Consider the following 24,417-nt stretch of genomic DNA (forward strand, 5'->3'; position numbering starts at 1 on the left):
ACCACCGATCCGACGAGAGCAACGAGACATGACTGAGCCGATTCGCTTCTATCACCGCAACGCGATTCGCGAAATCCGCGACGTGCCCGTCACCCGCACGGTGCTGCAGTATCTGCGCGAGGACGCGCATTGCACCGGCACCAAGGAAGGCTGCGCCGAGGGCGACTGCGGCGCCTGCACCGTCGTGATCGGCGAGCGCAATGCGGCGGGTGGTGTCGACTTCAAGGCGGTCAACGCCTGCATCCAGTTCGTGCCGACCCTCGACGGCCGCGCGCTCTTCACTGTCGAAGACCTGCGCCAACCGGACGGCTCGCTGCATCCGGTGCAGCAGGCCATGGTGGACTGCCACGGCTCGCAGTGCGGTTTCTGCACGCCGGGCTTCGTCATGTCGATGTGGGCGCTCTACGAGAAGCACGGCCACGAGCATAGCTGCGCGAACCGCACGGTGCCGTCGCGCGAGGCGATCAGCAATGCGCTGACCGGCAACCTGTGCCGCTGCACCGGCTACCGGCCGATCGTCGACGCGGCCGAGCGCATGTTCGATGCGCCCGCGCCGCAAGCGCCGGTCAACGTGAAGGCACTCGCCGACACGCTCGCGACGCTGGCGCGCCGCGACACGTTCCACTATGAGCACGCGGGCCAGCGCTTCGCCGCGCCGCGCACGCTCGCGGCTCTCGCGCAGCTGAAGCAGGACGAGCCGGCCGCGCGCCTGCTCGCAGGCAGCACCGACATCGGCCTGTGGGTCAACAAGCAGATGCGCGAGCTCGGCAACGTGGTCTACGTCGGGCAGATCGCCGAGTTGCAGAAGCTTGAAGCGAATGATGACTGGATCGAAATCGGCGCGGGCGTCAGCGTCGAAAAAGCTTATGCCGGGATCGCGAAGCAGTACCCGGAACTCACCGAAATGTGGCAGCGCTTCGCGTCGCTGCCGATCCGCAACGCCGGCACGCTCGGCGGCAACATCGCGAACGGCTCGCCGATCGGCGATTCGATGCCGGGACTGATCGCGCTCGGCGCGCGCGTGATCGTGCGCGGCGGTGACATCGAGCGCGAGATGCCGCTCGAAGACCTGTATCTCGCGTATCAGAAGAAGGACATGGCCGGGCACGAGTTCGTCGTCGGACTGAAGGTGCCCACGCGCGGCGGTGCGCGAGCGAACCTGCGCTTTCGCACCTACAAGCTGTCGAAGCGCTTCGATTCGGATATCTCGGCCGTCTGCGCGGCGTTCTCGTTCATCGCCGACGGCGACGTGATTCGCGAGCCGCGCATCGCGTTCGGCGGCATGGCCGCGACGCCGAAGCGCGCGCTCGGTGCCGAAGCGGCGCTGCGCGACGCCGAATGGCACGAGGCGACCGTGCAGGCCGCGATGCTCGCGCTCGGCGACGACTATGCGCCGCTCACCGACATGCGCGCGACCAGCGAGTACCGCCTCGAAGCGGCGAAGAACACGCTGTACCGCTTCTGGCTCGAAACACGCACGCACGAGCCGCTGCCAAAGAGCGCGCTCGACGTGCGCGCGGTCGCGCCCGCCGGCGCGAGCGCTTGAGCGCCGCGAGTCCCCGAAGGATACGGAGAACACAACAATGAACCAGCAAGCCGAACCGTTCCTGAAAGAGGTTCAGGATCTCGACGACTTCACCCAGGTCCATGTATCGCGTCCGCACGAGTCCGCGCATCTGCACGTGAGCGGCCGCGCGACCTACACCGACGATATCCCCGAGCTGGCCGGCACGCTGCATGCAGCGCTCGGTCTGTCGTCGAAGGCGCACGCGAAGATCGTGTCGATCGGGCTCGACAGGGTGCGCGCGACGCCCGGCGTTGTCGCGGTCTTCACCGCCGACGATATTCCCGGCGTCAACGACGTCGGCCCGATCGTTCACGGCGACGATCCGATCCTTGCCGACGGCGTCGTGCAATACGTCGGCCAGCCGATGTTCATGGTGGTCGCGACGTCGCACGATGCGGCGCGTCTCGGCGCGCGGCGCGCCGACGTGGTCTATGAAGAGCTGCCGGCGGTGCTCACCGCGCAGCAGGCGCGCGCCGCGAACCAGTTCGTGCTGCCGCCGATGAAACTCGCGCGCGGCGACGCCGGCACCAGGATCGCACGGGCCGCGCATCGCGAGGCCGGTGATATGCTGCTTGGCGGCCAGGAGCAGTTCTATCTGGAAGGACAGATTTCGTACGCGGTGCCGAAGGACGACGACGGCATGCACGTCTACTGCTCGACGCAGCACCCGACCGAAATGCAGCACCTCGTCGCGCACACGTTGGGCGTCGCCTCGCACAACGTATTGATCGAATGCCGGCGCATGGGCGGCGGCTTCGGCGGCAAGGAATCGCAGTCGGCGCTGTTCGCCTGCTGCGCGGCGCTTGCTGCATGGAAGCTGCTGTGCCCGGTCAAGCTGCGCCCGGATCGCGACGACGACATGATGGTGACGGGCAAGCGTCACGATTTCCACTACACGTACGAAGTCGGTTACGACGACGAGGGCGTGATCGAAGGCGTCGCGGTCGACATGACCTCGCGCTGCGGCTTTTCGGCTGACCTGTCGGGCCCGGTGATGACGCGCGCGCTGTGCCACTTCGACAACGCGTACTGGCTGTCGGACGTATCGATCGACGGCTTCTGCGGCAAGACCAACACCCAGTCGAACACGGCGTTTCGCGGCTTCGGCGGCCCGCAGGGCGCGTTCGCGATCGAGTACATCCTCGACAACGTCGCGCGCTCGTGCGGCATGGATGCGCTCGACGTGCGCCGCCGCAATCTGTACGGCAAGACCGATCGCAACCAGACGCCCTATGGCCAGGTGATTGAAGACAACGTGATTCACGAGCTGATCGACGAACTCGAAGCGACCAGCGACTATCGCGCGCGCCGCAAGGAGATCGACGAGTTCAACGCGAACAACGAGATCCTGAAGAAGGGCATTGCGCTGACACCGGTCAAGTTCGGTATCGCCTTCAATGTCACGCACTTCAACCAGGCCGGCGCGTTGGTGCACATCTACACCGATGGCTCGGTCCTCGTGAACCACGGCGGTACCGAAATGGGCCAGGGGCTGAACACGAAGGTCGCGCAGGTCGTCGCGCATGAACTCGGCGTCGGCTTCAACCGCATCCGCGTGAGCGCGACCGATACCAGCAAGGTCGCCAATACGTCGGCGACGGCCGCATCGACCGGATCCGATCTGAACGGCAAAGCCGCGCAGGACGCAGCGCGCCAGCTGCGCGAGCGGCTCGCTGCGTTCGCGGCCGAGCGCTTCGGCGCGGGCCATGTCAACGCGCAGGACGTGCGCTTCGCGCACGACCGTGTGGTGATCGGCGACGTGGTCGTACCGTTCGGCGAGGTGATCGCGAAGGCGTATCTCGCGCGTATCCAGCTGTGGTCGGACGGTTTCTATGCGACGCCGAAGCTCTACTGGGATCAATCGAAGCTGCAGGGCCGGCCGTTCTATTACTACTCGTATGGCGCGGCGGTGTCGGAAGTCGTGATCGACACGCTGACCGGCGAAATGCGCGTGCTGCGTGCCGATGCGCTGCACGACGTCGGCGCATCGCTGAATCCGGCGCTCGACGTCGGCCAGGTGGAAGGCGCGTTCATTCAGGGCATGGGCTGGCTCACTACTGAAGAGCTGTGGTGGAACGAGGGCGGCAAGCTGATGACGCACGCGCCGTCGACGTACAAGATCCCAACAGTCAACGACGTGCCGCCGGTTTTTAACGTCAGGCTGTTCAGGAACCGCAACGCGGAGGACAGCATTCATCGTTCGAAAGCGACCGGCGAGCCGCCGCTGCTGCTGCCGTTCTCGGTGTTTTTTGCGGTGCGCGACGCGGTGTCGGCGGTGGGCGGCCACAAGGTCAATCCGCCGCTCAATGCGCCCGCGACCAGCGAGGAAATCCTCAGGGCGGTCGGCGCGGTGCGCTCAACGACCGCGGCCGCGCGGCAGGCGTAATGGCGGGGGGCGAACAAGTGGGAGCGCAATATGGAAGTACGCCTGAATAATTTTCCGGGCGGGACGAGCGTCACCAACGATGCCTTACCGATGCATATCGTGCTGTTCGGTGCGGGACACGTCGGCCATGCGCTCGTGCATCTGCTCGGCAGCCTGCCGTGCGTGGTCCAGTGGGTCGACGAACGCGATGAGCTATTCCCCGATGAAACGCCGCCCAACGTGCAGGTCGAACCGACCGATACGCCCGACGCGATCGTCGACGCGGCGCCGCCCGGCGCGTGGTTTCTGGTGATGACGCACAACCATGCGCTCGATTTTTCTCTCGCCGCGCGCATCATGCGACGGCGCGATTTCAGCTACTTCGGCATGATCGGCTCGAAGACGAAGCGCGTGAAGTTCGAGCGGCGTCTGCTCGCGCGCGGTGTGGAACTGGAGCGGCTCGCGCAGATGACCTGTCCGATCGGCGTCGAGGGCGTCGTCGACAAGTCGCCCGCGGCGATCGCGATTGCGGTGTGCGCGCAACTGCTGCGGTTGAGGACACGGCAGGCATGTCTTGCGCGCGAAACGGAGCCGATCACGGTTTAGGCCCTACGGCGCGACTGCCAGTGCGCCGCCGCTGTTGCCCCTTCGCGCGAGGCGGTTTGCGCGCGACCAGCTCATCCGATACCTCGGCCATCAACGTTCTCAGCCAGCCGATGTCGCCCGGCCGATCCGGCTGCGGATGCCACAGCTGATAGCACCGGATGCGCGGAAACGCGATCGGCACATCGACGACCGCGAGCGGCAACATGCTCGCGTAGTGCATGGCAAAGCGGCGCGTCGTCGTGAAGATCAGGTCCGATTGCAGGAGCGTCTGCGCGACGAGCCCGAAGTAGGGCAGCGTCGCGACGATGCGCCGGCTCGCCCTGGCCCGCGCGAAGCCGGTATCGATGGCGCCGCCGCGCGCGCCGCTATAGGGCGTCGGCGCGAGATGCGGCGCGGCCAGATAGGCTTCGCGCGTGAGCGGCTCGCGTGTCAGGGGATGGTCCGCGCGCATCATGCACACGACGGTATCGGCGAACAGGTCGCTGCGCTCGAAGCGCGGGTCGGGCTTCGGCCAGTTGCCGATCACGAGATCGAGTTCGCCGGCGTCGAGCGCGGCCGAATGATCGAGCCGCGGCCCCAGCGATTCGATCTCGAGCCGCGCATGCGGCGCGGCTTCACGAAACCGCGCGATCACGGTCGGCATGAAGAAGTCGTTCAGATAGTCGGGCGCGGCGACGCGGAAGGTCCGGCGCGAGCGGCCCGGGTCGAAATCGCCGTGCGGCGTCGCGACGAAATCGACATCGCGCAGAACGCGCTGCGCAGCCGCGAGCAGCGACTCGCCGTATTCGGTCGGCACCATCCCCGACTTGCCGCGCACCAGAATCGGATCGCCGAGCGTTTCGCGCAGCTTGCGCAGCGCGGTGCTGATCGCGGGCTGGGTCTGGTTCAGCCGCACGGCGGTCTGCGTGACGCTGCGCTCGACGAGCAGCGTGCGCAGCACGCGCACGAGCCAGATATCGAGTGAGGCGGCGGTGTCGTCCATGATCTTTCGGGCCGAAGCCGCAATCAAGGCACGGCCCGCTGCCGCAGCCGGGTCATGCCGGCTTGTCCGCCAGCCCCCACGGCAGCGAAGTGATGCGCTTCACCTCGCGCGATTCGAGCCAGTTCGGCGTGCGTGCGCAGTACAGCACCATCGGCAGCGCGTCCTCGCCCCAGAACAGCTGATCGTTCAGACGAAACGTCGGCACGCCATAGACGCCGAGCTCGATCGCATCGGCGGTATTGCGTTGCAGTTGCGCCTTCACGGCTTCGTTCTGGATCTGCTCGACGCCGTCCGGCGTGCCGACGCGTTCGCACAGCTCGGCGAACGCTTCGTCGCTCGACGGGTCGCGCCCCTCGCGCCAGATGAAGCGGAATATCTCGCGCACGAACTGCACGTCGCCGTTCGCGGCGGTCGCGAGCAGCAGCGGTTTCGTCGAATCGAAGGGATGGGCGGGCGGCATTTTGTACGGAATGCCGAGTTGCTCCGCGCGAAACAGCGCATGCCGGTACATGAACGTGCGCTTGGCGGGCACGCTGTACGCGGAGCGCTGGCCCCAGTGGTGATACAGATCGTTCAGCACGACCGGCGTGAACTTGAAGTCGAAGCCGGGCCATTTGTCGTGTTGCTCGAGCAACAGGTAGGTGAACGGCGAGACGAAATCGTAAAACCACAGCGGCTGTTGGGCGTCGATGCCAACGGTCATAGATGTCTCCCGGATTGCCTGTGTCGGACGACGCGGAGCGTGCGTCCGTTATCTCGTCAAAACTGTCATGATCTTACGCGGTGCGGCCCCGGCTTGCACCGGTCAATATCCCCTGGTGGCCGCGCGCTGAGCGCGGGTTTCGGCGGTTTCGTCGGAGCGTTCAATCCTTGACTTTATCGGTTGCCTGCTCCTGGGCCTCGTCCAGTTCACTCTGCGTATTGCGGTTTTCCGCAAGCCGCCGCCGCACGAAACCGATGTGCTCGCGCAGCACGTAGAACTGGTCCGCGTAGGCGAGCGGCATCTTCATGCCGTTGACCGAGTCCTCGATCCTGTCGAGCCGGTCGAGCAGCGACGCTCGCTCGTCCGCCGAATGTTCGCCGAGCGCGCTGCGCTCGATCGCGATCAGCGAGCCGTACCAGCGATAGATGCGCGACTTGACGCGCCACGCGTATAACCCCGGCACGACGCGCAGCGCCGGCACCAGCAGCACGATCAGCGGCACGACGATCACCAGCAGGCGGTCCGCGAGACTCGCGATCCAGAACGGCAGCGTCCGGTACAGGAAGCTCTTGCCAGACTTGTAGTAGCGCGCGGCGTCGTCGGAAAGCGGGAAGTCGTGTGCAATTGGCGCGGGAAATTCGCCGGCGCGCTGCATGGTGGTCGCGCCGCCATGCACCTCGCGCGCGGCTTCGATCAGCAGATCCGACAGCGCCGGATGCAGCGAATCGCGCGCGATCAGCTCGGCGGTCGGCGCGACGATGCTGATCGAGTTCGCAGGCAGGTTCTTGCCGAGGTCGAAGGCGCCCATCGGCACCTTCAGCTGTGTCAGGTACGGGAAGCGGCGCGTATACGCGTCGGCCTGGGTGAAATCGTAGAAACGCACATTCTGCGTGCGGTAGAGCTTGCCCATCACGGCCGGCTGCGCCGAGTCGCCGGCAAGGAAGGTCGCGTCGATCTTGCCGTCGATCAACGCGTCGGCGGCTTCGTCGCCCGTCAGCGGCAGTAGTTGGGTCGGACCGCCCGGCACGATGCCGTTGGCCTTCAGCAGTGCGAGCGCGAGCTCGTGCGTGCCGCTGCCCTCCGGGCCGATCGCGAGGCGTTGGCCCTTGAATCCCGACAACCAGTCGACGGGTGCGCCACGATAGAAGATCGCGAGCGGCACATAAGCGACGCTGCCGAGCGACATCAGGTTTGGGGTCTTGTCCGTCGCGACACGTGCGATGCCGCTCTGCACGAAGCCGACATCGACGTTCGCGTCCGGGTTCGACAGCCGCTTCAGATTTTCCTGCGAGCCCTGCGAGGCCAGCACGTTCAGCGTGATGCGGTTGCGCGCGAGGATCGCCTTGTACTTCTGCGCGGCATTCCAGAACGTGCTGCCGACGGGGCCGGCGCTGATCGTCAGCGTATTCGGCGGCGCGGGCTGGATCAGCCGCACGGCGGCCCAGATCGCGACGATCACGAGCAGCGCGAGCGGGCCGAACGAGACCGCCAGATCGCGCCACGAGATCGCGACGAAACGGGCAACGAGACGGGGAGGGCGGGTGCGGCCGGTGTCAGGCTTCATCGGATCATCTGAAAGCGACGGTCGATAGGGCTCGAATGCGGCTCGGCGGCATAAGGGGATTGGCGGCGCGCCGGTACGCGTCGCGCCGATGGTACCTGAGATTCGCGCGGCCGCGAAACGCGGGGCCGCCCGTCACCCCGAAAACGCGTAACAAATGGTGAATGCCGGCACGACGCCGGCGCGAATTGCGCGCGGCCACGGCACACGCCCGCCCTTATCCGGCACGCATGAAGCACCCGCTGTCGGCGCGCCACGCCGCACGCTAAACCCTTTGCGCTTCCGTCCCGGCTAGATTAAATTGTGCATCGCTACCGCGATCCAACGTTTGCGGCGCGATCCCGGCAGGACGGACTAGAACCGGGTGCGTCGGCCGACTTTGCGGTATGCGGGCTGCCGTGCCGCGTCGCGCGCCGTCGTTCCCGACGGACCCATGACGGACGGTCGCTGGCAATGAGCCTCTCTCGCCTCTTGCACATCGTGTCACAGCCGTAGCCGGCCGTTGGTAACGCGCGCATTCGCGCCACGCTGGCCGCCCGTAGTCGTAACGAAGCCGCTTGCACATGCGGTCCAATGTGAAACCAAGGAGAAGAGAGCTATGAAGATGGTCGGTCTGAAAACACTGGGTTCGGTTGTGGCGATGGTGGTGGCATGCAACGTCTACGCCCAGACTAACGCAACGGATACGGCGTCGGCGGCAGCGTCCGTCAAGGCCGGCAAGCACGCGAATCACGAGCTTGGCCGTAAGGTGCGCGCCGCGCTCACCAAGACCCAGGGTCTCGACGTGTCGCACATCGCCGTGCGTGCGCGCGGCGGCGCCGTGACGCTGACTGGCTCGGTGCCCACCGAGGGGCAGATCGGTATGGCCGGCGATGCCGCCAAGGGTGTCGAGGGCGTGACGTCGGTGACGAACAAGCTGTCGGTGGTGCAGGAGTAAGCGATGCGCGTGCACGCGCGGCGCCGCCAGGGCCGCGTCGCGCGGTTGTGCGCGTTGGCGTGGTGCATGGGCGCCGTCATCGGCGTCGCGCAGACGGTTTGACGCCGCGCTTGCATCGCGTCGCGAGATCTATCAACCCCGAAGCTCCGGCATGCTCGCCGGAGCTTTTTTTATGCCGTGGGTGTTTGGAGCCTGGTTCTTCGCGAGGTTTGCGGGGCCGCAACAATGCGGCTTGCCGCACGTTCAGGTGCTCATGTGAGCGCGGCAGCCGCGAATTCGTGCGCTGCGACACATTCCCGACGCATCGCGAGGCGTACTGTGATGAGCGGGAAACGGAGAGCCACGGTCATGGAAACCATGCTGTTTCGCTATATCGATCTGCCGATCGGCGATCGCGCGGCGTTCGAACTGGTCTGCGCGCGACACGGCTTCGCGCCGGCGCATTTCGACATCACTGCGAGTGCGGTACCGGGTGAGCCTGCGCACGAGCGGGTCGTGACCGTGCGGCGCGGGGGCTGGTCACAGTCGTATCGTGACCGGAACGGTAAGTGGATCCGGCAGTTCGAGGCGGATCTGACTTTCCGGCTTTTCAATTAGAGCAACGCTGTCTTCTGCGCGTCACGACAACACCAGCCGCACGCCGACCAGCGTCAGCGTCGCCGCGAGCAGATTGCGCAGCAGTGCGTCCGGCGCGCGCGACGACAGATAGCTGCCGATCGCGATGCCCGGCAGCGATCCCATCAGCAGCGACAGCAGCATCGACCAGTCGATCGAGCCGAGCAGCCAGTGTCCGGCGCCCGCGAGCAAGGTAAGCGGCACCGCGTGTGCAATGTCGGAGCCGACGATACGCGTCGTCGGCAGCATCGGGTACAGCAGCAACAACACCGTCACGCCGATCGCGCCCGCGCCCACCGACGTCAACGACACCAGCACGCCGAGGATCGCGCCGGTCAGCATCGTCAGCGCGAGCGTGCGTGCCTGGCTCGGCACGCGTTGCTTGCGCGCGCCGAGCGCCGCGAGCTGCGGACGGAACACCAGAGCGATCGCGGTAATCAGCAGCGCCGCGCCGAGCACGACCTGGATCAGCCGGCTCGCGCCCGGCGTGTCCATCCCAAAGCGATGCAGCAGGATCAGCGTGATGGTCGCCGCGGGCACGCTGCCGGCCGCGAGGCGCAGTGTGACCTGCCAGTCGACCGAGCCCTTCAGGCCGTGCACCAGTGTGCCGGTCGCTTTGGTGGCGGCCGCGTACAGCAGGTCGGTGCCGACCGCTGTGGCAGGGTGCACCTTGAACAGCAGGACGAGGATCGGCGTCATCAGCGAGCCGCCGCCGACGCCCGTGAGCCCGACCAGAAAGCCGACGAACAGGCCGGAGACGGAGTACAGCAGATCGATATGGGGTAGAGCCATTGAACGGACAGCTGACGCAGCGCAGGTGAAGGGTTGGGCGGCCAGGCCGGCGTACGCGCCGGGGAGGGTTGGTGGGGCGGCGTGCGATGCGCTGCGTGGTGGCGTCGCCCCCGCCGCCTGTGCGGCAAAAGGCGCTATTGTCGCAAAACTGCCGCGCCTGCGTGCGGCACGGGCTCAGAGCGCGCGGCGGATCTCGACGACGCCGAACGCCGCGAGCGTGATGCCGACCACGCGATCGATCGCCACGCGCAGCCTGCTGCCGATCGCATGACGCGCGAGCGACACCATCGTCACGAGGCAACACCACCATGTGATCGAGCCGGCGAACACGCCGCCGACCGTCGTCAGCGCGATGGCTGGCGAGAACGCGCCGCGCGGCGCGAGCGTCGTGAACAGCGCGGCGAACATGATTACGGTCTGCGGATTGGTCAGCGTCAGCAGCAGCGCGCTCGCATAAGCACGCAGCGCGCCGGCGCGGCCGATCTGCGCGAGCTTGCCATTGCCGTTGCCGTCAGCGGCTTCAGCGGGCGGTTTCTGAAGCAGCGCGCGCAGGCCGAGATACAGCAGGAACAGGCCCGCGAGCAGATGCAGCGGGCGGTCGTACGCGAGCATGAACTGCGAAATGCCGACGAGGCCGAGCGCCGCGATGAGCCCGTAGACGGCGTCGCCGCTTGCGATGCCGAAGCCGATCGCGAGTCCCGCGCGCGGGCCGCCCGTCAGCGTGCGGCGGATGCACAGCATGCCCATCGGGCCGACTGGCGCGGCTATGGCGAGGCCGACGCCCGCGGCGGTGAAGAACAGACCGGTGGTGGACATGAAGAGAAGCCCTTGATCGATGGTTCTGGTGGGTGGCGCTTGTTGTGCTGGCGACGCTCGCGGTGGTTCATGCGGCCTCGCGCGGCTTGGCCGCAATTGTGTCGCCACGATGCTCGCAGGGGGCAGGCGGCCAACGCACCCGCCAGCATAGCCAGACCGAAGAGCGCGGGCAAGGCCGCGCCTGATGAACGGTGCGGTATCCGGATTGAGCGTGTAGATCTGCGACGCCTGCGCGAGAACGACTTCCAGCGTCGCAGACCGATGATCGCTTGGTGTTTCGAACCCCTGACAGTGGGCTCGATCATACTTCAGCGGAATCGCGCGGCACGTGGGCGGAGTCGCTTTAGCGGAAGTACGCCTTGGTGTTCTCGTGGACGTCGGCGCGTGCAAGCAGTTCGGTTGGTGCGAGCCAGAGATACGCGCTGTGCTGGTCGAGCCGTCCGATCGGTGCCGCGCTCGTCAGCGGCAACGCATAGGCAAGCACGATGTAATGCGTCGACACGTGCGGCTCGGCCGCGAAGTTGTCGCTGTAGTGATGTTCGAATACGCCTTCGAACCGCGCGGCCGAGCGCGTCAGATTCTCGAGGCCCAATTCGGCGTCGGTGATGCGCGCGAAGGCGGCGTCGAGTGTTTCATGTTTTTGAATGCGGCCGCCCGGCACGAACCAGCTGTCGCGCGCAGGGCGGTTGCGGCGATGGCCGAGCAGAATGCGTCCGTCGGCGTCGCTGACGATCAGATCGATCGCGATCAAAGGCGTCAGACGCACTACGTTAAGTAGATCGCTCCGGGTCAGCATGGGTTCTCCAGCAGGTGGGGCGCTAGTCAGGCGCGCAATGTGTCCCCGCGCGATGCCCGAGGTGTGGTTCGGCGCATTAGGGATCCTGATGATGCTCGTCGTTCCGCATGAGCCGGTCCGACACGTGTGCCAGCAGCAACGCGAGCAACACCACGCCGATCGTCGCAAAGAGGAGCGCCCCGATCATTGCAGCCAGTATTAGGGCAATGCGGATCAAGGCCGGTAAACACAGCTGGTTGCGACCAGGACATGCGTAGACCTCCGAGATCGGTCACTACAGCTATAAAAGCGCGCATGCCAGTTCATGTTGTGCCCCTTGATGGGCTCTGCACGAGCAGCCTGGTGGCGTCCCGGACCGTTTCGCTGCCAAGGTCAATGCCAACGAAACGGCGCAGGCCGAGGCTGTCGTATAGCGCCTCTTCGCATGCAAGGTCGTTCATCTGTGCAACTCCAGCGCATTTTCAGGCATGCTAAGCCGTACGAGCGGCGATTCTATGTGCGGCATCCGACGCCGATCCCATCATGTTGCGCCGGACCATCGGCATATCGCGCCACTAGTGCACCACGTAGACCTCGGGTGTGGTCACGGCATCCTGGACGCATATCGGCAGGGCGGGGGACCACGTACAGCGGTGCGGGCGACGAGCATGTCCTGGTCGCAACCAGTCGTGTTTACCGGGCTTGATCGGCATTGCGCTGGATCACCAGGTCAGAACGGACTGCGTTCGCCCGTACGGCAATTTGTTGCGCAAACTGCATAGTGTATTTCCGCAATCCACTGGCGGAATTGACCCGTCCTTCGGTCGACGCACTGCGCCATTGACCCACCTATTGCGGTGCGGAATAAAGTTGTTCTGTATCCGTGTTTCACAATTGAAACATTAATCGCGCCGTTTATATCCGTTTTATCCAATAACAACCGATTAAATATTTCTGACGCCCACTGAGGTGTTTATATTGGACGCTGGATTCTATAATTGTGCCCCGGCTTGGTATCCGCGGGACAAATCCGGCGAGCGGCCAGTCAGCGAGTGCTGGTGCAGAGAAGCAGCTTGCACTCGCTCTTCCGGTTCGAGGGCAAAAAATCACTTCAAATCCGTGCGGCAACGGGTCAATCAAACGGTAAGACCATCTTTTTCGAGTGGCTCCGTAGTGTGCGCTGGCGTACGCAGTCGATTTTCTATTTGCTTTAGGATTTGCGAACTGGCTATTCATTCATGTGGAGTCGGCCATTAACTCATTGATAAGCCGGTGCCGTCGGGACAGATCTTCCGAATCTCCCTGCCGGGCCACGGCATCGATGCGCCACCGTGTCTGCAATATCGGTCATGGCGGTTAAATGCTGGAATGGCCGTCGCGCTGATTCGTTGTACAGAGTTGGCCTCAATGCGGCCGCCATCGATGAAAGGTAGCTCCGCTTTCCGTAAAGAGGATGACTATGACGTGCGCGAGTCTCGAATCTGCCATGTTGCGCTGGGTGCATGCTCCGAACAAGGGTATGCGTCGCATCGCGATACTTATGTTCAACGATTGCTCGCTCCAGGGCGCGGGAGTCGTCGCCGAGGTGTTCCAGGCAGCGAATGAACTGGCTTCGTCCGGCTCCGGTGGTTGGTTGTACGAAGTCTCTTTCCTGTCCGCCGATGGCGGCATGGTGCTGTCTTCATCGGCGCTGCGGGTCTGGACAGACGGACTCGACGCGCGGCATTACGGCGGCTTCGATGCGTTGTTTATCGCGGGCGGCAAGGGCGCCGGCGCTGCCGCCGCCGACGAGCGGCTGATCGCGTGGCTGCGCCGCATTCGCTCCAACACCGGCATGATCCGGCCGATTGCGGAAGGACGCGCGTTGCTCGAGACGGCTTACGGGTCCGACAGCAAGCACAACGGCGACATCCGTCAGCAGACGAATGGCGTTCATCCAGTGCAGGGCGCCGATGGAGGCGACCGCCTGGAATCGATGAGAAGCGCGCTCGCGATGATCAAGCGCGATCTCGGCGGCGCAATTGCGCGCGGGGTAGCCGAACGCCTGCTCGCCGATTCGTGTTCGAACCTGACGCCGCTGCTCGGCGAAGACGGCGGCTTGAGCCCGGGCGACAAGGTGCGCGCCGCAGCGCGCTGGCTGCAGGAGAACTGCCAGCAAGCCATTTCGATCGCCGACGCCGCGCAATTCGCGGCGATGAGCGAGCGCAACTTTCTGCGTCGCTTCAAGATGGAAATGGGCATCACGCCTTCCAGCTTTCTACTGCACGAGCGTCTCGCGGTGACTTGCAGCCTGTTGACCGAATCGGAATTGCCGGTCGACAAGATTGCTCGCCGCACTGGCATGGGTAACGGTGACCGCCTGGCGAAAGTATTCCGCAAGCGGATGAGGATTTCTCCCACCGAGTTCAGGATTCAAAGCCGGCGCATGGTCGGCGAATAACAGACGTGGGACCGGCCTGGCGCCCGCGCGAGGAGTGGGGGCGCCAGGAGCAGGGATTCGTGGATTTTGGAAGAACAAAAGGAATCCGAATATGTTGACGCATGGACCGGTGCGCGACGCATCTGCCAATCTGGATGGCGCGCGTTGTGCGCACATTGTCCCAGTCATTCTTGCTGGGGGCTCGGGGACACGGCTGTGGCCCGTGTCGCGCGGAAACTTCCCGAAGCAGTTGATCGACGTGGTCGGCTCCGATTCACTGCTGCAGGCGACCGCGCGACGCATGGACGGCTTCCCGTCAGGCTGGAGCGTGGACGCTGCGCCGATCATCGTGTGCGGCGAAGAGCATCGCTTCGTGATTGCCGAGCAGCTTCATGAAAATGGTGTTGAGGCACGTCTTATCGTTGAACCGGCACGCCGCGACACGGCGCCCGCGCTGACGCTGGCCGCGTCACTCGCTTGTGCGGACGGCGGCGACGCCATTCTCGTCGTGATGCCGGCCGATCATGCGATCGCCGACGTGCCGGCGTTGCAGCGCGCGCTTGAGTGCGCGGCGCGCCACGCGGAACAAGGCGCGGTGGCGACGCTCGGCGTGCCACCCACGCGCCCCGACACGGGCTTCGGCTATATCCGGATCGGCGCTGCGTTGGCCGGCGGCGCGCATGCGATAGACACCTTCGTCGAGAAGCCGGCGCAGGAAATCGCTGCGCAGTACGTGGCGGCCGGTACGTACTGGTGGAACAGCGGCATCTTTATCGTGCGCGCGAGCGTTTGGCTCGACACGCTCGCGCGGCTGCAACCGCACATGCATGCGGCCTGCGAGCAGGCATTCGCAGGCGGCCGGCGCGACGGCGCGGTATTCCGTCCGTCGCTGGACGCGTTTCTGAGCGCGCCCGCGGACTCGATCGATTACGCGGTGATGGAGCACCTGACCAATCGCACGGGTCTGGGTGCGGCCAGCAGCATGAACAGCAGCGACAGCACCGACGGCACACAGCGCGGGGCGCCGGTTGCGATACCCGCCGGCGTCGTTGTGCGACTCGACGCGGGTTGGTCGGATCTCGGTTCGTGGGACGCGGTATGGGCCGCGCTGGAGAAGGACGAAGACGGCAATGCCGGGCGTGGACGTGTCACCTTTGAAGGCGCGCAATCGTGCTACGCGCATTCGGAAGGACGGCTGGTCGCTTGCGTCGGCACCAGCAACGTGGTGGTGGTCGAGACCGCCGACGCGGTGCTGGTGGCCGACCGCGCGCACGTGCAGGACGTCAAGGGTCTGGTGGCGCGCATCAAGGCGCAGCACGCGCCGGAGGCCGACGCGCATCGCAAGGTGCGCCGCCCTTGGGGTTTCTACGATTCGATCGACCACGGCGAGCGTTTCCAGGTCAAGCGCATCGTCGTGACGCCGGGCGCACAGCTTTCGCTGCAGCTGCATCACCACCGCGCGGAGCATTGGGTGGTCGTGCGTGGCACGGCACTCGTCACTCGTGGTGAAGAACAGTTCCTGCTGAGCGAAAACGAATCGACCTATATCCCGCTCGGCACCCGCCACCGGCTCGAAAACCCGGGGAAGGTGCCGCTCGAAATCATTGAAATCCAGTCAGGCACCTATCTGGGTGAAGACGACATTGTGAGGTTCAACGACACCTACGGCCGCTGCTCCTAAGCAGCACGCCGGGCTTCATTTGTGGACGGAACGGCAACGCAGAGGCAAGCAAAATGCGCCAGTTTCAGGATTTGCTCGCGCGAGTTTTCGATGTCGCGTTGATATTGGCGGGTGCGACGGCGGCGTCGCAAGCCCGCATTGAGCATCTCGCGCAATCCGGGTTCTACTGGGCGCTCGTGATGTTTTCCGCCGCGTTCGCGCTGGCCGTCTTTCCGGCGTTCGGCGTGTACGAATCATGGCGCGGCCGCTCCAAGCTGGCGCTCGCCGGTCAGGTCTCGCTCGCGTGGTTGATGGTGCAGAGCTGCGCGCTCGTGCTGATGTATTCGCTGCATCGCAGTGACTTCGTGTCGCGGCTGTGGTTCTCGTACTGGACCGCGATGTCCGGTAGCCTTCTGATCGCGAACCGGGTGATCACGCACGCGGTGCTGGCGCGCGCTCGCGGCGCGGGCATGAACCTGCATCAGGTAGCGATCGTCGGCAGCGGCTCGCAATGCGACGCCATCATCCGCCGCATCGAAGCCGCGCCCGGAGCCGGGTTTCGCGCGACGGCCGTGTACAACACACGACCGGACGTGTCGCCGGTGACGAGCCCGCGCGTGCCGGTGTTCGACACCGTCGATGCGCTCGCCGAGTACATCCGCACGAACGACGTGCACGAGCTCTGGCTGATGCTCTCGCTGTCCGAGGAGCCGCTGATCTGCGCGTTGATCGCCGAGTTTCGCGACGATCTGGTGAATATCCGCTTCGTGCCGGACGTGCGCAGCCACGCTCTGTTCGAGGGCTGCGGGGTGATCGAGCTGCTCGGCGTGCCGGCGATCAATCTGGTCGCGTCGCCGCTGTCCGCCAGTTCGATGCTGAGGAAGGACATCTTCGACCGCCTGTTCGCGGCTACCGCGCTGATCAGTCTCGCGCCGGTGATGCTGGCCATCGCGATCGCGGTGAAGCTGTCCTCGCGCGGGCCGGTGCTGTTCAGGCAGGAGCGCAAGGGCGCGGACGGACGTGTCTTCACGATCTACAAGTTCCGCTCGATGCGTCTGCATTCGGAAGCCAAAGGCACGCTCAGTCAGGCGACGCGCAACGACAAGCGCGTGACGAAAGTCGGCGCGTTTCTGCGCCGCACGAGCCTCGACGAGCTGCCGCAATTTTTCAACGTGTTGCGTGGCGACATGTCGGTCGTTGGACCGCGTCCCCATGCACTCGAGCACGACGACCTCTATCAGAAAGTGGTCGCCGGCTACATCAATCGCTATCGAATCAAGCCGGGCATCACGGGGTGGGCACAGATAAACGGCTTTCGTGGCGAGACTGACCGCATCGAGAAGATGGAGCGTCGCGTCGAGCATGATCTGTATTACCTGGGTCATTGGTCGTTCGCACTCGATATGCGGATCATCGGCGCGACGATTGTCGCGGGACTAGTGCATCGAAATGCTTACTAGAAAGTCAATAACAACGCCTCGGGGCAAAGGAGAAAGGATCGTGAGCTCGCTCGGTTTTCGCACAGGAATTCTTGTGGTTTTCGCTACTGCAGCACTGCTTTCCGGATGCTCGATCGTACCGGGACAACGGATGATCACGCCGGCCACAATTCAGGACACGGGCGGCGAATTCAGTACCGAAGCCTCCGCGCAGAAGCAGATTCCGATTACTGATATCAACCTGGAGTTGGTCAAGAAGCTCAATGCCGACCAGAAGAACTCGGTGCTGTCGTCGGAGACGACGGCGCTGTTCGGCAAGCCGGCCGCGTACAGGGTCGGTCCCGGCGACGTGCTGCAGATCGTCGTGTGGGATCACCCGGAACTGGCGGCCGCGCTCGGCCAGCCGCCGGCGAACTCGCGTAACTCCGATGCAATACCGGGCTTCCTGATCGACGAGAAGGGCGACATCCAGTTTCCGTATGCGGGCACCCTGCATGTCGCGGGCCAGGATGCCGCGACGATTCAGCGCGAGCTGTTCAAGCGTCTGAGCAAGGTCTACCAGAAGCCTGAGGTGACGGTGCGCGTCGCGTCGTTCCGTAACGCGACGGTGTATATCGACGGCGAAGTGCGCACGCCGGGCACGCAGTCGATCAACGATATTCCGATGTCGCTGACGAACGCGATCGGTCTGAGCGGGGGCTTCACCACGACCGCCGATCGCAGCCGGGTCCAACTGATCCGCAATGGCACGACCTATACGCTGAACATCGACGACCTCGTCAAGCGCGGCCGCAATCCGTCGGACATCTATCTGCAACCGGGCGATACCGTGCGCGTGAATGCGCGCGAGGACAGCGGCGTCTACGTGATGGGCGAAGTCAACAAGCCGGCCACGGTGCTGCCGTTGCGCGACGGTTCGCTGACGCTGTCGCAGGCGATCTCCGATGGCGGCAGCTTCGACTCGAACACGGCCGCGGGACAGCAGTTGTTCGTGATCCGCGATTCGACCGGCGACTCGCCGCAGATCTATCACCTCGATGCGACCACGCCGGTGGCGATGCTGCTCGCAAACCAGTTCGAGCTGCAGCCGAAGGACATCGTGTACGTCGGGCAGGGCGGTCTCGTTCGCTTCAACCGTGTGCTGAACCTGCTGTTGCCGGCGATCAACGCGGCGGTGACGGGAGTCGTGGTGTCGAAGTGACGCGCGCGTGACGCGATATCTGAACCGGCAGGCCTTGTTGGGTGAAAACATGGCGATCAATTACGAAAACCGTTACGCCGGAGTGTATGAGCCAGGGCAGGTGCACCTGTCGGACTACGTTCGTACGATCGTGCGCGGTCGGCGCACGATCCTGACGGTGACGCTGATCGCGCTCGTGTTCGGTTGCGCGTACGCGTTCCTCGCGCCGCCGGTCTATCGTTCGGACGTGCTGTTTCACGTCGAGGACAGGACGGTGAACGCGGCGGCGAATGTCAATGCGAACGGCCGGGACGCGGCGGCGCCGTTTTCCGGTGCGTACGATTCGAAGCCATCGACGGCGGCGCAGATCGAGCTACTGAAGTCGCGTCTCGTCATCGAGGAAACGGTCCGCGCGCTGCACCTCGACATCACGGCGAAGCCGCGTTATCTGCCGGTGCTCGGCAGCAAGATCGCGGGACTCGTGAACGGGCGCTGGTGGTTCCGGCTGCCGTCGTTCATCAATCTGTCCGGGTTCGCGTGGGGCAGCGAGAGCATCGCGGTATCGCGCTTCGACATGTCGAAGGACCTGTATGGCGAGACCTTCACGCTGGTTGCGGGCGCCGACAACACCTTCATGCTGCGCGATCCTCACGGCAGCGCGATCCTGTCGGGGCGCGTCGGCGAGACCGTGCAAACCGATACCGCCGTCGGCCCGATCACGCTGCACGTCGACCGGCTGGTCGGCCCGCCCGGCTCGCGTTTCAAGCTGACGCGCGCGTCGACGCTCGGCACGGTCGAGCATCTGGCGAAGACGATGGTCGTGCAGGAAACGGCGGAGGGTTCCGGCGTGATCCGCGTGAGCCTCGAAGGCGCCGACGCCGCGCTGACTGCCGCGATCGTCAACAACGTGGCGCGCGAGTTCCTGCGCCAGGACCTCGCGAGCCGTTCGACCGAGTCCGATCACACGCTCGCGTTCCTCGAACAGCAACTGCCGGATGCGCGCAAGTCGCTCGACGACGCGGAAGAGCGCTACGGCAGGTTCCGCAATACGCATGGCACCGTCGATCTCGGCGAAGAGAGCAAGCTGCTGCTGCAACAGATCGTCGACAACAAGACGAAGCTGATGGATCTGCAGCAGCAGCGCGCGGAGCTGTTGCAGAAATTCACGCCGAGCCATCCGATGGTCGCGGCGCTCGATGCGCAGATCGCCGCGTTGCAGGGCGCGCAGAGCACGATGAACCACAGCGTCTCGACGATGCCGGACACCGAGCAGACCGCGCTGCGGCTGCAGCGCGACGTGCACGTCAGCACCGAGCTGTACACGAATCTGCTCGACAGCGTGCAGCGACTGCGGGTGGCGCAGGCGGGACAGGTGGGCGGCGTGCGCCTCGTGGACTTCGCCGAAGCCCCCGACGATCCCGTGCGGCCGGAGCGCATGCTCGTGATCCTGATCGCGCTCGGCGGCGGCCTTGCGCTCGGCTTGCTGCTGATCTTCCTGAAGCGCGCGATGCGCGGCGGCGTCGAGCGGCCGGACGAGCTCGAGGGGATGCTCGGCGTGCCGGTGTTCGCGGTGGTGCCGCGCAGCCAGACGCAATTGCGCCTGCAGGAAAAGGTGTCGCTGCGCCAGCGCGGGCAGCATGTGCTCGCGCAGCAGGCACCCGAGGATATCGCGGTGGAAGGGGTGCGCAATCTGCGCACCTCGCTGCAGCTGTCGCTCGATTACGCGGCCAACAACGTCGTGATGATCACGGGCTCGCGGCCTGATGCGGGCAAGTCGTTTCTCTCGGTGAATCTGGCGACGCTGGTGGCGTCGGCCAACAAGCGCGTGCTGATCATCGACGCCGACATGCGGCGCGGGGACGTGCATTCGCATTTCGGCGTCAGCCATCGGCCGGGACTGTCCGACGTGCTCTGCGGCGGCGATCTCAACGCGATGATCCAGCGCGACGTGCTGCCCGGGCTCGACGTGCTCGCGAAAGGCACGCTGCCCACGCACCCGGCCGAGCTGCTGATGAGCAAACGCTTCGAAGCGATGCTCGAGGTGCTGAAGCCGCAATACGACGTCGTGATCATCGACACACCGCCGGTGCTTGCCGTGACCGACTCGACGCTGATCGGCAAATTCGCCGCGACGACGCTGCTCGTCGTGCGGCATGGCCGTCAGCCTCTGCACGAGATCATCGAAACCACCAAGCGCCTGCGCAACGGCGGTGTCGGGCTGCGCGGCGTGCTGCTCACCGACGTGCCGCAGGAAGCCGCGTTCCTCGGCTCGGGGTACCAGGGCGGCTACTACGGATACGACAGCATCGCCGGTTGAAGGCGCGGCCCGCGCGCGGGCCGTGCAATCGCGCCTGTATGCCGGCAAGGGTTTTGGGAATTCACAAACTGTAAAAGGAGAAGGTTCTATGACACGCAAGGTCGCGTTGATTACCGGTATCACTGGGCAGGACGGTTCGTACCTGGCTGAGTTGCTGCTCGCCAAGGGTTACGACGTGCACGGCATCAAACGCAGGTCGTCGCTGTTCAACACAGATCGGATCGATCATCTGTACCGCGATCCGCATGAGCCGGAGCAGCATCTGTTTCTGCACCACGCCGACCTGACCGACTCCACCAGCATTTTGCGCGTGATCCAGCGCGTCGAGCCCGACGAAATCTACAACCTCGCGGCGCAGAGCCACGTCGCGGTGTCGTTCGAGGAGCCGGAATACACGGCTAACGCGGATGGTCTCGGCGCGTTGCGGATTCTCGAAGCAATGCGGATTCTCGGCTTGCAGAACAAGACGCGCTTCTATCAGGCGTCCACCTCGGAGCTGTACGGGCTCGTGCAGCAGGTGCCGCAGTCCGAGACGACCCCGTTCTATCCGCGCAGCCCGTATGCGGTCGCCAAGCTGTTCGCGTACTGGACCACGGTCAATTATCGCGAAGCCTACGGGCTGTATGCGTGCAACGGGATTCTGTTCAATCACGAATCGCCGGTACGCGGCGAGACATTCGTCACGCGCAAGATCACGCGTGCCATCGCGCGCATCGCGGTGGGCATGCAGAAGACGCTGTATCTCGGCAATCTCTCGTCGCTGCGAGATTGGGGTCACGCGCGCGATTACGTGGAGATGCAGTGGCGCATGCTGCAACAGGATAAGCCTGAGGATTACGTGATCGCCACCGGAGTGCAGTACAGCGTGCGCCAGTTCGTTCAGCATGCGGCCGCCGAACTGGGCGTCACCGTGCGCTTCGAAGGCACGGGTACGGAGGAGGTGGGCATCGTCGAGAAGGTGGAAGGACGGGAGATCAGGCTGTCGCCGGGCGACGTGATCGTGCGCGTCGATCCACGCTACTTCCGGCCCGCCGAGGTCGAAACGCTGCTGGGCGATCCGTCCAAGGCGCATGCACAGCTCGGCTGGCAACCGGTGACGTCGTTTGCATCGCTCGTCAAGGAAATGGTGCGCGCGGACTATCAGATTGCCCGGCGTGACGCGCTCGTTACGCTGGCCGGATTCACGGCGTTGGAACATCACGAGTAACGGCGATGAACATACACTCACGCATCTTCGTTGCGGGCCATCGCGGCATGGTCGGCTCGGCGCTGGTCCGGCGCTTGGTGGCCAATGGCTACCAGAACGTCATCACGCGCCCGCGAGCGGAGCTGGATCTGACGGATCAGGCGGCCGTGAACCGCTTCTTCGAAACCGAACAGATCGACGTGGTGCTGCTCGCGGCCGCGCGTGTCGGCGGCATTCTCGCGAACGCGTCGCGGCCGGGCGAGTTTATCTATGAGAATCTGACGATTGAAACCAACGTGATCCACGCCGCGTATCGTGCGGGGGTCGAACGGCTGGTGTTCTTCGGCTCGTCGTGCATCTATCCGAAGCAATGTCCGCAGCCGATCCGCGAGGAGTATCTGCTGGGTTCGCCGCTCGAGCCGACCAACGATGCCTACGCGATCGCGAAGATCGCCGGCCTCAAGCTGTGCGAAGCGTACAACCGCGAGTACGGCACGCATTACGTCTCGTTGATGCCGACCAATCTGTACGGCCCGAACGACAACTACGATCTGAACAGCAGTCACGTGCTGCCGGCGCTGCTGCGTAAAGCGCATGAAGCCCGCCTGAGCGACGCGCCGACGTTGACGGTGTGGGGCTCAGGCACACCGCGCCGCGAGTTCCTGCACGTCGACGACCTCGCCGCGGCTACGCTGTTCGTGCTCGAACATAACGTGATGGACGGTCTGTTCAATGTGGGCGTGGGTGAGGACCTGACGATCCGCGAGCTGGCCGAAAGCATCTGCAAGGTGGTCGGCTTCGAGGGCGAGCTCGTGTTCGATTCGTCGAAGCCCGACGGTACGCCTCGCAAGCTGCTTGACGTCTCGCGGCTCACACAGATGGGCTGGCGCGCGACGATCGGTCTGGAGGACGGTATTGCGGCCACGTATCGGGAGTTCCTCGAGTCCGATGCCGGTTCGACCGCCGCCGCGCTGCAAGCTTAGACGCCCGAGCGGCGGCCGCTAAAAGCTGCGGCGAAGGAGTCATGACCGGCCGCGGTGCGCAATGCTCAAGGTAGTTGAAGCGTTCGCGAACGCGAACGGCACAGCACATCGCTGTTGAGCCGTTGATTCGCAGAAGTGCTTCCCACACTCAACCCTATACGTTCTGGCAGCCACGATGAAGATCCTGATCTACGGCCTCAACTACGCACCGGAATTGACGGGGACAGGTAAGTACACGGCGGAAATGGCTGTGCTGCTCGCCAGCCGAGGACACGAAGTGCGGGTCATATGCGCGCCGCCCTACTATCCCGAGTGGCGCGTGTCGGCGGACTACGCGTCATGGCGCTATCGGCGCGAGATGCGTGACGGTGTGACGGTGTGGCGCGCGCCGCTGTGGGTGCCCTCACAGCCGAGCGGCGTCAAGCGGATGCTGCATCTGGCAAGCTTCGCAGCAAGTTCGCTGCCGCTGCTCGCGCGCCATGTGCTGTGGCGCCCCGATGCCGTGATGCTGATCGCGCCCACCTTGATGTGCGCACCGGCGGCACTGGCGCTCGCCCGCGTCACAGGCGCCGTGACATGGTTGCATATCCAGGACTATGAGGTGGATGCGGCCTTTGATCTGGGGCTGCTGAAAAGCTCGCGTGCGGCGCGTGTCGCACGCTGGTTCGAAAGCACGCTCCTGCGGCGCTTCGATGGGGTCTCGTCGATCACGCGGCAGATGAGCGCGCGCGCGACCACCAAGGGCGTGCCGCCTGCGCGCGTACTGTGCCTGCCGAACTGGGTGGACGTGTCGAGCATCTATCCGCTTGCGCGCGCAAGCGACTACCGGCAGCAGCTCGGCATTCCGGACAACCAGATCGTGGTGCTGTACTCGGGAAACATGGGCGCGAAGCAGGGCATCGAAACACTCGCCGAAGCGGCCGCACTGCTCGCGGCTCGCAGCGACATCACGTTCGTGTTCTGCGGTAATGGCGCTGCGAAAGAGAGTTTGCTGTTGCGTTGCGCGGGACTGGTGAACTGCCTTTTCATTCCGCTGCAACCGGCCGAGCGCCTGAACGAACTGCTTAATCTCGCCGACATTCATGTGCTGCCGCAACGCGCCGACGCGGCGGATCTGGTGATGCCGTCCAAACTCACCGGCATGTTCGCGAGCGGCCGCGCGACGGTGGCGATGGCGCACAGTGGCACGGCATTGCATGAAGCGGTGGAGTCGTGCGGTGTGGTGGTGCCGCCGGATCGCGCCAACTCGCTGGCGGCGGCGATCAGCGTGCTGGCGAGCGATGCGGGACGCCGTGCCGAGCTCGGCAACGCCGCGCGCAACTACGCTGAGCGCGCGCTATCGCCGGAGTCGATCATTCGCAACTTCGAGGAACGTCTCGCGGCCGTGTTCCTTCAGACGGATGTGACGCGCGGGACGACGGGGGCGGCCTATCTCGATCCGCTCTCTTCAGCGGGCGGAGGCCATGGAGTCAATGCAGCGACTGCGGAGGAAGCCGCGCCGGATTGATCCGGCA

The 24,417-nt window shown here is 64.9% G+C and carries 19 protein-coding genes and 1 pseudogene; 13 read left to right on the plus strand and 7 right to left on the minus strand.

The annotated features are described in order from the left end of the window. The first annotated feature begins 28 nt into the window (after positions 1-28). The 3 genes from xdhA to xdhC are packed head-to-tail and all read left to right on the plus strand — an operon-like array spanning position 29 to position 4,538. The gene (gene xdhA / locus L0U81_RS02985; protein WP_233800104.1) at positions 29-1,546 is read left to right on the plus strand and encodes a xanthine dehydrogenase small subunit; all 1,518 of its coding nucleotides are present in this window, start codon (positions 29-31) and stop codon (positions 1,544-1,546) included. A 37-nt stretch (positions 1,547-1,583) separates the two neighbouring features. Then, positions 1,584-3,953 carry a xanthine dehydrogenase molybdopterin binding subunit gene (gene xdhB / locus L0U81_RS02990; RefSeq protein ID WP_233800105.1) on the plus strand — a complete coding sequence of 790 codons (2,370 nt, stop codon included), beginning with the start codon at positions 1,584-1,586 and terminating at the stop codon, positions 3,951-3,953. Between the two features lie 30 nt (positions 3,954-3,983). Beyond that, the gene (xdhC, locus tag L0U81_RS02995) at positions 3,984-4,538 is read left to right on the plus strand and encodes a xanthine dehydrogenase accessory protein XdhC (protein WP_233800106.1); all 555 of its coding nucleotides are present in this window, start codon (positions 3,984-3,986) and stop codon (positions 4,536-4,538) included. Here xdhC and L0U81_RS03000 read toward each other — a convergent pair. The 3 genes from L0U81_RS03000 to L0U81_RS03010 all read right to left on the minus strand — a co-directional run bounded on the left by L0U81_RS03000 (position 4,528) and on the right by L0U81_RS03010 (position 7,787). After that, the gene (locus tag L0U81_RS03000) at positions 4,528-5,520 is read right to left on the minus strand and encodes a LysR substrate-binding domain-containing protein (protein ID WP_233800107.1); all 993 of its coding nucleotides are present in this window, start codon (positions 5,518-5,520) and stop codon (positions 4,528-4,530) included. The genes xdhC and L0U81_RS03000 overlap by 11 nt on opposite strands. Positions 5,521-5,572: 52 nt before the next feature. Further along, complete coding sequence (locus tag L0U81_RS03005) at positions 5,573-6,223, minus strand: 2-hydroxychromene-2-carboxylate isomerase (RefSeq protein WP_233800108.1); 651 nt, start codon at positions 6,221-6,223, stop codon at positions 5,573-5,575. Between the two features lie 160 nt (positions 6,224-6,383). After that, positions 6,384-7,787: a TAXI family TRAP transporter solute-binding subunit gene (locus L0U81_RS03010; RefSeq protein WP_233800109.1), complete on the minus strand. Its 1,404-nt coding sequence runs from the start codon at positions 7,785-7,787 to the stop codon at positions 6,384-6,386. 595 nt (positions 7,788-8,382) lie between these two features. Here L0U81_RS03010 and L0U81_RS03015 point away from each other — a divergent pair. Together L0U81_RS03015 and L0U81_RS03020 are read left to right on the plus strand one after the other, a co-directional pair. Further along, positions 8,383-8,721 carry a BON domain-containing protein gene (locus L0U81_RS03015; RefSeq protein ID WP_233800110.1) on the plus strand — a complete coding sequence of 113 codons (339 nt, stop codon included), beginning with the start codon at positions 8,383-8,385 and terminating at the stop codon, positions 8,719-8,721. 348 nt (positions 8,722-9,069) lie between these two features. Continuing rightward, positions 9,070-9,318: a hypothetical protein gene (locus L0U81_RS03020; RefSeq protein WP_233800111.1), complete on the plus strand. Its 249-nt coding sequence runs from the start codon at positions 9,070-9,072 to the stop codon at positions 9,316-9,318. A gap of 21 nt (positions 9,319-9,339) precedes the next feature. Here the strand turns inward: L0U81_RS03020 and L0U81_RS03025 are convergent, their stop codons facing one another. From L0U81_RS03025 to L0U81_RS03040, 4 genes and pseudogenes are all read right to left on the minus strand, one after another. Beyond that, a complete protein-coding gene (locus L0U81_RS03025) occupies positions 9,340-10,128 on the minus strand; it encodes a sulfite exporter TauE/SafE family protein (RefSeq protein ID WP_233800112.1) in 789 nt (262 codons plus the stop codon). Between the two features lie 174 nt (positions 10,129-10,302). After that, positions 10,303-10,944 carry a LysE family translocator gene (locus L0U81_RS03030; protein WP_233800113.1) on the minus strand — a complete coding sequence of 214 codons (642 nt, stop codon included), beginning with the start codon at positions 10,942-10,944 and terminating at the stop codon, positions 10,303-10,305. A gap of 343 nt (positions 10,945-11,287) precedes the next feature. Then, positions 11,288-11,740, minus strand: coding sequence for a GDP-mannose mannosyl hydrolase (locus tag L0U81_RS03035; RefSeq protein WP_233800114.1), 453 nt, complete (start codon positions 11,738-11,740; stop codon positions 11,288-11,290). Positions 11,741-12,072: 332 nt separating this feature from the next. Further along, a pseudogene (locus tag L0U81_RS03040) lies at positions 12,073-12,174 on the minus strand (IS5/IS1182 family transposase); the annotation flags it as partial. A 1,004-nt stretch (positions 12,175-13,178) separates the two neighbouring features. Between L0U81_RS03040 and L0U81_RS03045 the strand changes: the two are divergent. The 8 genes from L0U81_RS03045 to L0U81_RS03080 all read left to right on the plus strand — a co-directional run bounded on the left by L0U81_RS03045 (position 13,179) and on the right by L0U81_RS03080 (position 24,410). After that, positions 13,179-14,159 (plus strand): helix-turn-helix domain-containing protein, encoded by a 981-nt coding sequence (locus L0U81_RS03045; RefSeq protein WP_233804190.1) that lies wholly within the window; start codon positions 13,179-13,181, stop codon positions 14,157-14,159. Between the two features lie 91 nt (positions 14,160-14,250). Next, complete coding sequence (locus tag L0U81_RS03050) at positions 14,251-15,819, plus strand: sugar phosphate nucleotidyltransferase (RefSeq protein ID WP_233800115.1); 1,569 nt, start codon at positions 14,251-14,253, stop codon at positions 15,817-15,819. Between the two features lie 53 nt (positions 15,820-15,872). After that, positions 15,873-17,258 (plus strand): undecaprenyl-phosphate glucose phosphotransferase, encoded by a 1,386-nt coding sequence (locus L0U81_RS03055; protein ID WP_233800116.1) that lies wholly within the window; start codon positions 15,873-15,875, stop codon positions 17,256-17,258. Between the two features lie 40 nt (positions 17,259-17,298). Beyond that, complete coding sequence (locus L0U81_RS03060) at positions 17,299-18,438, plus strand: polysaccharide biosynthesis/export family protein (protein ID WP_233800117.1); 1,140 nt, start codon at positions 17,299-17,301, stop codon at positions 18,436-18,438. 49 nt (positions 18,439-18,487) lie between these two features. Continuing rightward, positions 18,488-20,734 (plus strand): polysaccharide biosynthesis tyrosine autokinase, encoded by a 2,247-nt coding sequence (locus L0U81_RS03065; protein WP_233800118.1) that lies wholly within the window; start codon positions 18,488-18,490, stop codon positions 20,732-20,734. 88 nt (positions 20,735-20,822) lie between these two features. Next, positions 20,823-21,941 carry a GDP-mannose 4,6-dehydratase gene (gene gmd, locus L0U81_RS03070; RefSeq protein WP_233800119.1) on the plus strand — a complete coding sequence of 373 codons (1,119 nt, stop codon included), beginning with the start codon at positions 20,823-20,825 and terminating at the stop codon, positions 21,939-21,941. Between the two features lie 5 nt (positions 21,942-21,946). Further along, complete coding sequence (locus tag L0U81_RS03075) at positions 21,947-22,903, plus strand: GDP-L-fucose synthase family protein (RefSeq protein WP_233800120.1); 957 nt, start codon at positions 21,947-21,949, stop codon at positions 22,901-22,903. A gap of 175 nt (positions 22,904-23,078) precedes the next feature. Further along, positions 23,079-24,410, plus strand: coding sequence for a glycosyltransferase WbuB (locus L0U81_RS03080; protein ID WP_233800121.1), 1,332 nt, complete (start codon positions 23,079-23,081; stop codon positions 24,408-24,410). The last annotated feature ends 7 nt before the right edge of the window (positions 24,411-24,417 follow it).

It is taken from the genome of Paraburkholderia sp. HP33-1 (assembly GCF_021390595.1).
Classification (GTDB): domain Bacteria; phylum Pseudomonadota; class Gammaproteobacteria; order Burkholderiales; family Burkholderiaceae; genus Paraburkholderia.

Coding starts and splice junctions, on each gene's coding strand:
- xdhA (WP_233800104.1), top strand. CDS start 29: ATGACTGAGCCGATTCGCTTCTATCACCGCAACGCGATTCGCGAAATC.
- xdhB (WP_233800105.1), top strand. CDS start 1,584: ATGAACCAGCAAGCCGAACCGTTCCTGAAAGAGGTTCAGGATCTCGAC.
- xdhC (WP_233800106.1), top strand. CDS start 3,984: ATGGAAGTACGCCTGAATAATTTTCCGGGCGGGACGAGCGTCACCAAC.
- L0U81_RS03000 (WP_233800107.1), bottom strand. CDS start 5,520: ATGGACGACACCGCCGCCTCACTCGATATCTGGCTCGTGCGCGTGCTG.
- L0U81_RS03005 (WP_233800108.1), bottom strand. CDS start 6,223: ATGACCGTTGGCATCGACGCCCAACAGCCGCTGTGGTTTTACGATTTC.
- L0U81_RS03010 (WP_233800109.1), bottom strand. CDS start 7,787: ATGAAGCCTGACACCGGCCGCACCCGCCCTCCCCGTCTCGTTGCCCGT.
- L0U81_RS03015 (WP_233800110.1), top strand. CDS start 8,383: ATGAAGATGGTCGGTCTGAAAACACTGGGTTCGGTTGTGGCGATGGTG.
- L0U81_RS03020 (WP_233800111.1), top strand. CDS start 9,070: ATGGAAACCATGCTGTTTCGCTATATCGATCTGCCGATCGGCGATCGC.
- L0U81_RS03025 (WP_233800112.1), bottom strand. CDS start 10,128: ATGGCTCTACCCCATATCGATCTGCTGTACTCCGTCTCCGGCCTGTTC.
- L0U81_RS03030 (WP_233800113.1), bottom strand. CDS start 10,944: ATGTCCACCACCGGTCTGTTCTTCACCGCCGCGGGCGTCGGCCTCGCC.
- L0U81_RS03035 (WP_233800114.1), bottom strand. CDS start 11,740: ATGCTGACCCGGAGCGATCTACTTAACGTAGTGCGTCTGACGCCTTTG.
- L0U81_RS03045 (WP_233804190.1), top strand. CDS start 13,179: ATGACGTGCGCGAGTCTCGAATCTGCCATGTTGCGCTGGGTGCATGCT.
- L0U81_RS03050 (WP_233800115.1), top strand. CDS start 14,251: ATGTTGACGCATGGACCGGTGCGCGACGCATCTGCCAATCTGGATGGC.
- L0U81_RS03055 (WP_233800116.1), top strand. CDS start 15,873: ATGCGCCAGTTTCAGGATTTGCTCGCGCGAGTTTTCGATGTCGCGTTG.
- L0U81_RS03065 (WP_233800118.1), top strand. CDS start 18,488: ATGGCGATCAATTACGAAAACCGTTACGCCGGAGTGTATGAGCCAGGG.
- gmd (WP_233800119.1), top strand. CDS start 20,823: ATGACACGCAAGGTCGCGTTGATTACCGGTATCACTGGGCAGGACGGT.
- L0U81_RS03075 (WP_233800120.1), top strand. CDS start 21,947: ATGAACATACACTCACGCATCTTCGTTGCGGGCCATCGCGGCATGGTC.
- L0U81_RS03080 (WP_233800121.1), top strand. CDS start 23,079: ATGAAGATCCTGATCTACGGCCTCAACTACGCACCGGAATTGACGGGG.